The organism is Roseitranquillus sediminis (assembly GCF_016918935.1).
Taxonomy (GTDB): Bacteria; Pseudomonadota; Alphaproteobacteria; order Rhodobacterales; family Rhodobacteraceae; genus Roseitranquillus; species Roseitranquillus sediminis.
This window is the reverse complement of the sequence record NZ_JAFFOB010000012.1, coordinates 143,305-154,700: the sequence shown is the minus strand read 5'-3', so window position 1 is coordinate 154,700 and position 11,396 is coordinate 143,305. Positions and strand designations below refer to the sequence as shown.

The 11,396-nt window shown below is 68.4% G+C and carries 15 protein-coding genes; 12 read left to right on the top strand and 3 right to left on the bottom strand.

Annotated features, from left to right (window positions below):
- Nucleotides 1–124: 124 nt before the first annotated feature.
- Complete coding sequence (locus tag JM664_RS06700; protein WP_227419145.1) at nucleotides 125–610, bottom strand: hypothetical protein; 486 nt, start codon at nucleotides 608–610, stop codon at nucleotides 125–127.
- Nucleotides 611–761: 151 nt separating this feature from the next.
- On the opposite strand from JM664_RS06700, the gene JM664_RS06695 reads away from it, so the two are divergent.
- Nucleotides 762–1,634, top strand: coding sequence for a LysR family transcriptional regulator (locus JM664_RS06695; RefSeq protein ID WP_227419168.1), 873 nt, complete (start codon nucleotides 762–764; stop codon nucleotides 1,632–1,634).
- Between the two features lie 136 nt (nucleotides 1,635–1,770).
- Here JM664_RS06695 and JM664_RS06690 read toward each other — a convergent pair whose 3' ends face one another.
- On the bottom strand, nucleotides 1,771–2,214 hold the full coding sequence (locus JM664_RS06690) for an ArsR/SmtB family transcription factor (protein WP_227419144.1): 444 nt from the start codon (nucleotides 2,212–2,214) through the stop codon (nucleotides 1,771–1,773).
- Between the two features lie 191 nt (nucleotides 2,215–2,405).
- Here JM664_RS06690 and JM664_RS06685 point away from each other — a divergent pair, with 191 nt between their 5' ends.
- The 6 genes from JM664_RS06685 (at nucleotide 2,406) to JM664_RS06660 (ending at nucleotide 6,773) form a co-directional block, all read left to right on the top strand.
- Nucleotides 2,406–2,723 (top strand): AtpZ/AtpI family protein, encoded by a 318-nt coding sequence (locus JM664_RS06685; RefSeq protein WP_227419143.1) that lies wholly within the window; start codon nucleotides 2,406–2,408, stop codon nucleotides 2,721–2,723.
- Nucleotides 2,713–3,486 (top strand): F0F1 ATP synthase subunit A, encoded by a 774-nt coding sequence (locus JM664_RS06680; RefSeq protein WP_227419142.1) that lies wholly within the window; start codon nucleotides 2,713–2,715, stop codon nucleotides 3,484–3,486. Before JM664_RS06685 ends, JM664_RS06680 begins: the two co-directional genes overlap by 11 nt.
- Nucleotides 3,487–3,536: 50 nt before the next feature.
- Nucleotides 3,537–3,773, top strand: coding sequence for a F0F1 ATP synthase subunit C (locus JM664_RS06675; RefSeq protein ID WP_099827047.1), 237 nt, complete (start codon nucleotides 3,537–3,539; stop codon nucleotides 3,771–3,773).
- Between the two features lie 67 nt (nucleotides 3,774–3,840).
- Complete coding sequence (locus JM664_RS06670) at nucleotides 3,841–4,476, top strand: F0F1 ATP synthase subunit B' (protein ID WP_227419141.1); 636 nt, start codon at nucleotides 3,841–3,843, stop codon at nucleotides 4,474–4,476.
- The gene (locus JM664_RS06665) at nucleotides 4,473–5,030 is read left to right on the top strand and encodes a F0F1 ATP synthase subunit B (protein ID WP_227419140.1); all 558 of its coding nucleotides are present in this window, start codon (nucleotides 4,473–4,475) and stop codon (nucleotides 5,028–5,030) included. Before JM664_RS06670 ends, JM664_RS06665 begins: the two co-directional genes overlap by 4 nt.
- Nucleotides 5,031–5,126: 96 nt before the next feature.
- Nucleotides 5,127–6,773 carry an amidase gene (locus JM664_RS06660; RefSeq protein ID WP_227419139.1) on the top strand — a complete coding sequence of 549 codons (1,647 nt, stop codon included), beginning with the start codon at nucleotides 5,127–5,129 and terminating at the stop codon, nucleotides 6,771–6,773.
- Between the two features lie 21 nt (nucleotides 6,774–6,794).
- On the opposite strand, the gene JM664_RS06655 is transcribed toward JM664_RS06660, so the two are convergent.
- Nucleotides 6,795–7,262 carry an Lrp/AsnC family transcriptional regulator gene (locus JM664_RS06655; RefSeq protein ID WP_227419138.1) on the bottom strand — a complete coding sequence of 156 codons (468 nt, stop codon included), beginning with the start codon at nucleotides 7,260–7,262 and terminating at the stop codon, nucleotides 6,795–6,797.
- A 134-nt stretch (nucleotides 7,263–7,396) separates the two neighbouring features.
- Here JM664_RS06655 and cobA point away from each other — a divergent pair, with 134 nt between their 5' ends.
- From cobA to JM664_RS06630, 5 genes are read left to right on the top strand one after another with little or no spacing between them, the layout of a single operon-like run.
- Nucleotides 7,397–8,245 carry a uroporphyrinogen-III C-methyltransferase gene (gene cobA / locus JM664_RS06650; RefSeq protein ID WP_227419137.1) on the top strand — a complete coding sequence of 283 codons (849 nt, stop codon included), beginning with the start codon at nucleotides 7,397–7,399 and terminating at the stop codon, nucleotides 8,243–8,245.
- Nucleotides 8,245–8,544, top strand: a complete 300-nt coding sequence (locus tag JM664_RS06645; protein ID WP_227419136.1) for a DUF2849 domain-containing protein — start codon at nucleotides 8,245–8,247, stop codon at nucleotides 8,542–8,544. The genes cobA and JM664_RS06645 overlap by 1 nt, the downstream gene beginning before the upstream one ends.
- A gap of 2 nt (nucleotides 8,545–8,546) precedes the next feature.
- A complete protein-coding gene (locus JM664_RS06640; RefSeq protein ID WP_227419135.1) occupies nucleotides 8,547–10,196 on the top strand; it encodes a nitrite/sulfite reductase in 1,650 nt (549 codons plus the stop codon).
- Nucleotides 10,186–10,923 carry a phosphoadenylyl-sulfate reductase gene (locus tag JM664_RS06635; RefSeq protein WP_227419134.1) on the top strand — a complete coding sequence of 246 codons (738 nt, stop codon included), beginning with the start codon at nucleotides 10,186–10,188 and terminating at the stop codon, nucleotides 10,921–10,923. The genes JM664_RS06640 and JM664_RS06635 overlap by 11 nt, the downstream gene beginning before the upstream one ends.
- Nucleotides 10,920–11,345, top strand: coding sequence for a DUF934 domain-containing protein (locus JM664_RS06630; protein WP_227419133.1), 426 nt, complete (start codon nucleotides 10,920–10,922; stop codon nucleotides 11,343–11,345). Before JM664_RS06635 ends, JM664_RS06630 begins: the two co-directional genes overlap by 4 nt.
- Nucleotides 11,346–11,396 lie beyond the last annotated feature (51 nt).

The window sequence follows — 11,396 nt, the reverse complement described above, 5'->3', positions numbered from 1 at the left end:
AAACGCCAACGTCGCCCGCGGGCGAACACTCGCTGACGGGCGGCGATCCCGGACCGCATCCGGGACCGAAGGCAATGGCGGCCTTCGGAATGGCTTGGGGCGCTAGAAGAGTTCCCGGCCGCTGTCAAGCACGATGGCGCAGCGGCGAAGTCGCCCCCGGCAGGATTTGCCGGGGGCGCAGGCGAGGATCAGTCCTCGGCCGGTTCCGCAGGTCGACGAGTTCGGCGAGCGTATAGTCGTCGGCCGAGACGCCCAGGCCGGCGGCGAACTGGGCGCGGACGGAGGCATCGCCGCTGACGTCGGTGCGGCCGGCCGTGGCCGCGTAGTCCGCGCGGTAGAACTCGTTGTCATCGAGTGCGTTGGCGATCACGACGCGATCGGAGAGGCTGATGCCGCCCTGCGTGCTGACCTGGGTGTCGGTGCCATGGCCCGACAGGATGAAGTCGATGCGCTTCCTGTCCTCGTCGGCGATGGCCGCCTTCAGCTCGACCAGCTCGGCCGTGGTGTAGGCGCCCGGCGCGACGCCGAGGGTACGCTCGAGCTGCGTCTGCGCGACCGCCGGCGCGGCGATTGCGAAGGTGGCGGCGGCAACAATGGCTTTGTTCAACATGTCGTTCTCCGTTCATCCGAGGCGTCAGCGCCTCGCTTGTGCGGCGGCGGGTCGTGCCCGTCGTCATGGGATGGAAGTGGTCATTGCCGCGCAGACGAAAATGCCGTTTGCTGCCCAGGGCCTGTTCATGGATGCACAACACAACGTGGCGATTGGTACCTGGGATGAAATCCGCACGGCCTATCACGTAGCGCGCGCGGGCACGGTGAGCGGCGCGGCCGAGGCGCTGGGGGTGCACCATGCGACTGTGATCCGGCACGTCGATGCGCTGGAGGGGCGGCTGGGCGTCAAGCTCTTCCAGCGGCACCCGCGCGGCTACACCCCGACCGAGGCCGGCCGCGACCTTCTGCAGGTGGCGCAGGCGACGGACGACCAATTCGGCCAGCTGGTCGGCCGGATCCGGGGCCGGGGCGAGGCGGTGACGGGCGAGCTGGTGGTGACGTCGCTCACCACGGTCTCGCCGCGCCTCACGCCGACGCTGGCGCGGTTCCGGCGCGCGCATCCGGAGGTCGTGCTGCGGTATCTTACGGACGATCGCCTGTTCCGGCTGGAATATGGCGAGGCGCACGTGGCGATCCGCGCCGGCGCGCCGCCCGAGGGGCCCGACAACGTGGTGCAGCCGTTCCTGACACAGGAAGTCCGGCTCTACGGTTCGACGGAGTACTTCGAGGAGCGGCCCACGCCAAAGAGCGAGGCGGATCTGACCGTCCACGACTTCGTCGCCCTCGACCACGGCAACAGCCGCGCCCCCTTCCAGCGCTGGATGGACGAGGTGGTGGCGCCGGAGCGGGTGGTCTTTCGCGCGAGCGACCTTGCGGTCGTGCAGGACGCGGTCGTCTCTGGCATCGGCCTCGGCTTCGTCACCACGTGGGAGGCCGAGCGCCATCCGAATCTGCACCCGGTGCTTGACTCGCGCGAGGCGTGGTCGGCGCCGCTCTGGCTCGTGACGCACGTGGACCTGCACCGGACCCCCAAGGTGCAGACCTTCCTAAGCTTTCTCAAGTCGGAGGGGAAGTTCTGGTGACGGTACGGACGGCAGGAGCGGGCGGAACTTGCAGCGGTCGCGCCCGTTAGTCGCGAGAACTACAGCAACAAAACGAGGGGCGAGATGAACGCTATCATCTACATCGTCGGTCTGGTCGTCATCATCCTGGCCATCATCAGCTTCGTCGCGTAACGGCGGAAGCCGCGCAAGGTTCAGGAGGAGAAGTTTCGTGAACAACATCATCTATATCGTCGGGCTGGTCGTCATCGTCGTGGCGATCGTCTCGTTCGTCCTCTGAGGCGAGCCGCTCACCCACGAGAAAGCGTTCAAACTCGTCGAGGTTGACGGGTTCGAACATCCCGAATCCCTGCATCCAGACCGACGCGCCCTTCAGCGCGTGAGGCTCCAGCTTGCACCACGTCATCCTCCCGCGCCGTTCCTGCACGATAAGGCCGGCGCGGGCCAGGATGGCGAGGTGCTTGCTGACCGCCGCGAGCGAGATCGCGAATGGCTCGGCCACGTCGCTCACCGCCATGTCGTCTTCGAGCAGCATCGTCAGGATCCGCCGACGGGTCGGATCGGCGAGGGCTGCGAAGACGGTGTCGAGCGGGTCCGGCATCGGTCGGCGGTGGCACAGGCGCCGGGGATCGTCAACCGGACGGTTGAACATCCTGCACGGCGCGTTGCGCCGACATCGCACCGCGTGTCCGCAAAAGGTCCATAAGAATGAAATACTTGATGGGGCCCGTCCGCTTGTTGACACTGCCGCGCCCCCTGCCTAGGGTCCGCGCCAACGTCGGAGGGGCTGAATTGGCCGAGGATCCGGAGAATACCGACCCGCGGAAGCTCGACGAGCGGATCGCGGCGGCCCGGAAGAAGCTCGAGCCCAAGCCTCGTGCCGATGAGCACTATTCGCGGGCGAACCTTGCCTGGCGCATGGTGATCGAGCTTGTGGCCGGTCTCGCGATCGGCTTCGGCATCGGGTACGGGCTGGACGTGCTCTTCGGCACGATGCCTCTGTTCCTGGTGCTGTTCATACTGGCGGGCTTCGCCGCAGGCGTGAAGGTCATGCTGCGCACGGCGAAGGAAGTCACGGTCGAGGACGAAGGGCGCGGAAATGGCGGTTGACACAGCAGTCGATCACGGGGCCGAGGCGGCAGGGCCGGGCAGCAACATCCACCCGATGGATCAGTTCATCGTCACGCCGCTCTTTGGCGAGGGCGAGGTCGCCTGGTACACGCTGACCAACGTGACGCTCTGGATGGCGATCACGGTGCTCTGCATCTTCGCGCTCCTGGTGCTCGGCACCCGCGGGCGCGCGATCGTGCCGACGCGCACGCAGTCGGTGGCGGAACTCGCCTACGGCTTCGTCTACAAGATGGTGGAAGACGTGACGGGCCGCGAGGGGCTGAAGTACTTCCCCTACATCATGACGCTCTTCATGTTCATCGTGTTCGCAAACTTCCTCGGATTGCTGCCGATGGCGTTCACCACCACGAGCCATATCGCCGTGACGGCGGTGCTGGCGCTGGCGGTCTTCATCACCGTGACGGTAATCGGCTTCGTCAAGAACGGATCGGCGTTTCTCGGGCTCTTCTGGGTCTCGTCGGCGCCGCTCGCGCTCAGGCCGGTTCTGGCGATCATCGAGCTGATCTCGTACTTCGTGCGCCCGGTCAGCCACTCGATCCGACTTGCCGGCAACCTCATGGCGGGCCACGCGGTCATCAAGGTGTTCGCCGGCTTTGCGATTTCGGCGGTCATTGCGCCGCTGTCGATCCTAGCCATCACGGCCGTCTACGGGCTGGAGGTGCTGGTCGCCTTCATCCAGGCCTACGTCTTCACGATCCTGACCTGCGTCTACCTCAAGGACGCGCTGCATCCGCACCACTGAGCGGGTCGGGATCACTCAACACACAGCTTTCATCCAAGGAGAGACAGGACATGGAAGGCGATATCGCAAACATGGGTCAATTCATCGGTGCCGGTCTGGCCGCCATCGGTTCGGGCGCGGCCGCCATCGGTGTGGGCCACGTCGCCGGCAACTTCCTGTCGGGCGCGCTGCGTAACCCGTCGGCCGCCGCGGCGCAGACGGCGACGCTCTTCATCGGCATCGCCTTCGCCGAAGCGCTGGGCATCTTCTCGTTCCTGGTCGCCCTGCTGCTGATGTTCGCCGTCTGAGGCATCCGCTGACGCGGCGGACCACGCGTCCGCCGCCGTCGGGCAAGGACCAGCGAAAGGGTCGTACATGGCCAAGGACATCGTTCTGGCGCAGGTCGAGGGGCAGCCGGATCTCGACGCCCTCATCGTGACCGAGGATGGCGCCGCGATCGGCGTCACCGAGGGCGGCGAGGCCGTCGTCCTGGTGGACGACCATGCCGAGGCGCCGGGCATGCCGCAGCTTAACTTCGAGACATTCCCGAACCAGATCTTCTGGCTCGTGGTGACGCTTGCGGCGATCTACTATCTGCTGAGCCGCGTCGCTCTGCCGCGCATCGGCGCGGTGCTGGCCGAGCGGCAGGGGACGATCACCAACGACATCGCCGCCGCCGAAGACTTACGGCAGAAAGCCGACGAGGCGGAGAAGGCCTACGACAAGGCGCTTGCCGATGCCCGCGCCGAGTCGCAGCGCATCGCCGCCGAAGGGCGCGCTGAGGTCCAGCGCGACCTCGACAAGGCGATCGCCAAGGCGGACGCCGATATCGCCGCCCGCACAGCGGAAAGCGAGAAGGAGATCGCGGCCATTCGCGACGAGGCGGCCGCCAGCGTCGAGCAGGTCGCCCGCGAAGCGGCCGAGGAGATCGTTCGAGTTCTGGGCGGGAATCCGGAGGATGCCGACCTCGAGTCGGCCGTCTCTGAACGGATGCGGGGAGTACGGGTATGAAGCGCCTGATCATCGTGGCTGCGGCGCTCGTCGCGGGTCCGGCGGCAGCGGCGACGGGACCGTTCTTCTCGCTCGCCAACACCGACTTCGTGGTCCTACTGGCGTTCCTGCTCTTCGTCGGCATTCTCGTCTACTTCAAGGTTCCGCGCCGGCTGATGGACATGCTGGACAAGCGATCCGACAGCATCCGCTCCGACCTCGACGAGGCGCGTGCGCTGCGTGAGGAAGCCCAGACGTTGCTCGCCTCTTATGAGCGCAAGCAGGGCGAGGTGCAGGAGCAGGCTGACCGGATCGTCAAGCAGGCTCGCGAGGAGGCGCAGGTCGCCGCCGAGCGTGCGAAGGAGGAGCTGGGCTCCACGATCGAGCGGCGCCTGCGCGGCGCAGAAGAGCAGATCGAGTCGGCACGTACCGCCGCGGTGCGCGAAGTCCGGGATCGGGCCATCCAGGTGGCGGTGGCCGCGGCAGCCGACGTGCTGGCGCGCCAGACCGGCGACGCCGAGGCCCGGCGCATGATCGACGAGTCGATCGGCACGGTGTCCAGCCGGCTCAACTGACCCTGTTGCGGACCGGCGCCACCGCGGTGCCGGTCCAGCTTTTCCCGGCTTCCATGATGTCTCCGCGCCTGCGACTTTCCGGGTGAGGGAGGCCTCATGACGCAGATCACCGAAGAATACCTGGCGGCGGCCGAGCGGCTCATGGGCGTGGAGTACACGCCAGCGGAGCGTGCGCAGATGCTCGACAACCTGGAGGGGCAAATCGAGCTGGCGCGGCTGCGCAGGCATAGCGTATTTCCGAATGACCTGCCGACGGCGCTGCGCTTCGATCCGCGGCCGCCCGGTTTCAGCATGCCGACGGATCATGGTCTGCACGGCATCACGCGTGATCCGGGGCCGCTGCCGGACGACCCCGCCGATGTCGCGTTCGCGCCGTTGCCTCGCCTGGCGGGCTGGCTTCGCGGGGGAGTGCTGAGAAGTCGCCGGCTGACCGAGATCTACCTGGAGCGCATCGAGCGCCTTGCGCCGAGGCTGGAATGTTTCGTCACCGTCACCGCCGAGCGTGCCCTGCGCGAGGCCGAGGAGGCTGACGCGGCTCTGGCGCAGGGTCGCTGGCTCGGCCCCTTGCATGGTGTTCCCTACGGCGCCAAGGACCTGCTGGACACCGCCGGCATTCCGACCACCTGGGGCGCGATGCCCTACCGCGAGCGCGTGGCCGATCGCGAAGCGCACGTGGTGGCGCGGCTGCGGGAGGCGGGCGCGGTGCTGATCGGCAAGACGACGCTCGGGGCGCTCGCCTACGGCGACATCTGGTTCGGCGGCCGCACGCGGAACCCGTGGAACACGGAGGAGGGCTCGAGCGGGTCGAGCGCAGGTTCCGCGGCGGCGGTCGCGGCGGGTCTCTGCGGCTTCGCGATCGGGACCGAAACGATGGGCTCCATCACCTCGCCGTCGCAGCGCTGCGGTTCCACCGGGCTGCGGCCGACCTTCGGTCGCGTCGGGCGTTCGGGCGCGATGGCGCTCTGCTGGTCGCTCGACAAGATCGGGCCGATGTGCCGCGGCGTCGAAGATTGCGCGCTGGTGCTCCAGGCGTTGAACGGACCAGATCCGGGCGACCGGAGCTCGATCGACGCCGCCTTCGGCTTCGACGCGAGCGCGACGCCGCGCGGGATGCGCGTCGGCTACTTTCCGTACGTCTTTGAGGACGAGGCGGCGACGGAGGTCGACCGCGCCGCGTTGGAGGCGGTGCGTCGGCTCGACGTCGAGCTGGTCGAGGTGGCGCTGCCGGACCTGCCTTACGACGCGCTGATGCCGATCCTCTTCGCCGAGGCGGCGGCCGCGTTCGAGGATCTGACCCTGAGCGGCCGGGACGACGAGCTGGTCTGGCAGGACAAGGCCGCCTGGCCCAACACCTTTCGGAAGGCGCGCTTTCTCTCCGCTGTGGATCATGTGCAGTCGGACCGGTTGCGCTACCGCGTGATGCTGGCGCTCGACGCGCTGTTCCACGAGGTCGACGCGGTGATCGGGCCGCTGAGGATTGGGCCGATGATGGTGGCAAGCAATTTTACGGGCCATCCGTGCCTGCATCTGCGCGCCGGCTTCGTCGACAGCCCGGTCCGCGCGAACCCGTCGATCGCCGATGCGCGCATGACGCTGGGCGAGGGGCCGGACCACGGGCGCCTCTTTCGCGTGCCGCACGGCATTTCGCTCTGGGGCCGTCTTTTCGACGAAGGCCGGCTCTGCACCCTCGGGATGGCGCTGGAGGCCGACCTTGGGGTGCATGCGGAGCGCCCGCCGCTTTGACATGCGGCCCGGTCGGGCGGGTCAGTCGAGCGGGAGAGCCAGGGTCTCCTTGATCGACTCCATCGAGAGCAGGGCGGTGACGTTGTAGATCGACACGTCGGCGATGAGGGCGCGGTAGAAGGCATCGTAGGCCTTGGCGTTCGGGACCCGCACCTTGAGGATGTAGTCGATGTCGCCCGCCAGCCGGTGCGCCTCAAGCACCTCGGGCCGCCGCTGCACAGCCTCGAGAAACCGCTGCAGCCACTCCGCGTCGTGCTGCGCGGTGCGCACCAGCACGAAGAAGCAGCTCTCAAACCCGAGCTTCTCGGGGTCGAGGATTGCCGATTGCTGTCGGATGACGCCCGACTCGCGCAGCTTGCGGATCCGGTTCCAGACAACGGTCTTGGACGAGCCCACCTGACGGGCCAGATCGTCGAGCGAGCGCGTCGAGTCACGCTGCAGTTCGGCCAGGATCCTGCGGTCGGTGTCGTCGATCCGCGACTCTGTCATGTCGCCTCCTCCATCCTTGGGACATCGTCTCTATGACTGGCCGGGACTTGGGACGTAGTCCTTTTTCGCGGCGATGTATGGCGGTCATCCGGAACAGTATTCTACCTTGGCCCTGTAATGCCAGCGAGGATGCCATGGCCGCCACTCCGTTTCTTTACCGCATCTCGCGCAAGGCTGCCGCGGCGCTGTCGGGCTTGGCCCGTCGCAGAGCCCCGGGGGGCGAGCGGGCGCGCGTCCAGCCCGGGCGCGTGGCCTTCGTGGGCGCAGGGCCGGGCAATGTCGAGCTCCTGACGTTGAAGGCCGCGCGCTTGATCGAGACGGCCGAGGTGATCGTGGCCGACCGCCTCGTGGGCGCGGAGGTCCTGGCCCTTGCGCCGGGCGGCGCGGAAGTCGTGGTGGCGGGCAAGACCGGCTTCGACGAGTCGTGGTCGCAGGCGGACATCAACGCGTTGATCGTGGCGCGGGGGCTCGCGGGCCGGCACGTGGTCCGGCTGAAGGGCGGCGATCCGACGGTTTTTGCGCGGCTCGACGAGGAGGTGGCGGCGGTCGAGGCTGCGGGCCTGGCGTGGCAGGTCGTGCCGGGGATCTCGGCGGCCTCGGCTGCGGCGGCGGGCCTCGGCACCGGGCTGACCCGGCGCGGGCGCAACGACTCGGTGTGGCTGATGACCGGCCACGACTGCAACGGCTATGCGGAGCACGAATGGCGCGAACTCGCGCGGGGCCGTTCCGCTGCCGCTATCTACATGGGCAAGCGCGCCGCGACCTTCATCCGCGGGCGGCTGATGATGCACGGCGCGCCCGCCGACCTGCCCGTGACGGTGGTCGAGAATGCCTCGCTTCCGGGCGAGCGGGTGATCGCAACGCGCCTCATCGATCTGCCCAAGACGCTGAAGGCCGAGGCGGTCGACGGACCCGCCGTCCTGCTGGTGGGGATTGAGCCGCGGCACGTGGCGGTGCGGGTGCCGGAGAGGGAGGCAGTCTGATGGCGAAGAAGTTCAAGACTTCAATCGTGACGGCCAACGACCTGCTGACGGGCGACGTGGTCTACCTGACTGCCGCCGGCGACTGGAGCCTCAGGCATGGCGACGCCGAGCTCCTGACGGAGGAGGCGCAGGCGCAGACGCTGCTCCGCGCGGCGGAGGAGCAGTACGACCAGGTCGTCGGTCCCTACCTCGCCGAAGCCGAGCCGGGACCGGACGGTGCCCGGCCGATCCACTTCCGCGAGGCGTTCCGCGCCCGCGGGCCTTCCAACTATCCGCATGGAAAGCAGGCACAGGGCTGAAGATGTACCAGTACGACGACTTCGACGACACCTTCGTGCGCGAGCGGGTCGAGATCTTCCGCAGCCAGGTGGCGCGGCGGCTCGACGGTTCCTTGACCGAGGACGAATTCAAGCCGCTGAGGCTGCAGAACGGTCTCTACCTGCAGCTCCATGCCTACATGCTGCGCGTGGCGATTCCCTACGGCACGCTCTCTAGCCGGCAGATGCGTCAGCTCGCGATGATCGCCGAGCGCTGGGACAAGGGCTATGGCCACTTCACCACCCGGCAGAACATCCAGTTCAACTGGCCGAAGCTGAGGGACGTGCCGGACATCCTGGGCGCGCTCGCCGACGTCGGGATGCACGCGATCCAGACCTCGGGCAACTGCGTGCGGAACGTGACAGCGGACCATTTCGCCGGCGCGGCGGCGGACGAGATCGAGGACCCGCGGCCGACGGCAGAGTTGGTTCGGCAATGGTCGACCGACCATCCGGAATTCGCGTTCCTGCCGCGGAAGTTCAAGATCGCCGTCTCGGGCTCGCCCAACGACCGGGCGGTGACGAAGTCGCACGACATCGGGCTGAGGATGGTGTTGAACGACGCGGGCGAGCCTGGCTACGAGGTCAGCGTCGGCGGCGGCCTCGGGCGCACGCCGATCCTAGCGCAGGTGATCCGGCGGTTTCTGCCCAAGGCGGACCTGCTGCCCTATCTCGAGGCGATCCTGCAAGTCTACAACCTGCGTGGGCGACGGGACAACAAGCACAAGGCGCGGCTCAAGATCGTGCTGCACGAGCACGGACTGGAGCAGGTGCGCCTGTGGGTTGAGGAGGCGTTTCAGGCGCAGCGCACGCTGTTCACCCCGCCCGACGACCTGATCCGCAAGATAGCGGCCAGCTTCACCGAGCCTCAGTGGAAAGACGCGCCGGTCCCGCCGGTGCTGTCGCCTGGGGTGGCGCAGTTCCTCCGCACGAACGTCGCGCGGCACAAGCGGCTCGATCATGCGATCGTCACGGTGTCGCTCAAGGCGCGCGGCGAGACGCCGGGCGACGCGACGGCGGAGCAGATGCGGGTGCTGGCCAACCTCGCGGAGCGCTACAGCCACGACGAGCTCCGGATCAGCCATGAGCAGAACGTGATCCTGCCGCACGTCCACCGCGCCGACCTGGCCGCCGTCCATGCGGCACTGGAGCGGGTGGGGCTCGCCACGCCGAATGCGGGGCTCATCAGCGACATCATCTCGTGCCCCGGCATGGACTACTGCGCGCTGGCGACGGCGCGGTCGATCCCGGTCGCGAAGGGCATTGCGGAGGCCTTTGCGGACATGGCGCGGCAGCGCGACATCGGCGGGCTGAAGATCAAGATCTCGGGCTGCATCAACGCCTGCGGCCACCACCATGTCGGCCACATCGGCATTCTCGGCCTCGAGAAGGCGGGGGTGGAGAGCTACCAGGTGACGCTGGGCGGTGACGGGACCGAAACGGCGGCCATCGGCGAGCGCGCCGGCCCCGGCTTTTCGGCGGACGAGATCGTGCCGGCGGTCGAGCGGCTGGTCGAGGCCTATCTCGCGCTGCGGGCGAGCCGGGACGAGACCTTCATCCGGACCTACCGGCGTCTAGGGGCGCAGCCGTTCAAGGATGCGCTCTACCCGGAGGTGAAGTCCGATGCGGCATGATCCCCGGCGCATCTCCGCGCTCAACGAGTTCCACGCCGCCACCTCGGCCGAGGAGCTGGTCACCCACGCGTCGCGCGGCCTCTACGGCGGGCGCGTCGCCATGATCAGCTCGTTCGGTGCGGACTCGGCCGTGCTGCTGCACATGCTGTCGGAGGTGGCGCCCGATACGCCGGTGCTGTTCGTCGACAGCCTGATGCTGTTCCCTGAGACGCTGCACTACCAGCGCGACCTCGCCGAGCGGTTGCGCCTGACGGGCGTGCGGCGGATCAGCCCCTCGGCCGAGGCGGTTGCGCTGCACGATCCCGACGGGGACCTGCACCGGCTCGACGCCGATGCCTGCTGCCATTTCCGCAAGGTTGCGCCGCTGGACGAGGTGCTGGCGGGCTTCGACGTGACGATCAGCGGCCGCAAGCGCTTTCAGTCGGTGGGCCGCGCGCGCATCGAGACCTTCAGCCAGGACCAGGCGGGGCGGCTGCGGCTCGACCCGCTGGCGCACTGGTCGCGCGACGACATCGGCGCCTATTTCGTGCGCCACGACCTGCCGCGCCATCCGCTCGTCTCGCGAGGCTATCCGTCGCTCGGTTGCGCGCCCTGCACGCGGCCCGTCGCGCCTGGCGAGGACGAACGGGCCGGCCGCTGGCCGGGGCTCGAGAAGGACGAGTGCGGCATCCATTTCGCGGACGGCCGGCTGGTGCGGACCAGAACGGAAGGAGAGGACGCGGCATGAGCGTGATCGTCACTGACAGCGGCTTCGCATCCGACGACTGGACCGCAGGCTTCCGTTCCATCGGCGAAGAGGGCGGCGCGGCGCTCGATGTGGGCGGCGATGCGGACCCGGCCGCTCTGATCGCCGCGGCCGAGGGAGCGCCGATGGTGCGCATCGGCTTTGCGAGCTTTGCCGACGGGCGCGGCTTCAGCCTGGCGCGACGGCTCAGGATGGCGGGCTACGCCGGCCGGCTGCGGGCGGCGGGGCACGTGCTGGCCGACCAGTACCGTCACGCCCGCCGCTCCGGCTTCGACGAGGTCGAGATCGACGAGGCGCTGGCCGCGCGTCAGCCGGAGCACCAATGGCCGCGCGACGTCGGCAACGCCTATCTGGCCCGCGTCGGTCGCCGAGATGCTGCCGAGTCGGGCGCCGGCGCTCCGTAAGTCCGGCTTCCGGTGATCGCGGAGGCGGCCACGCGCTGACCGGCGCCACCG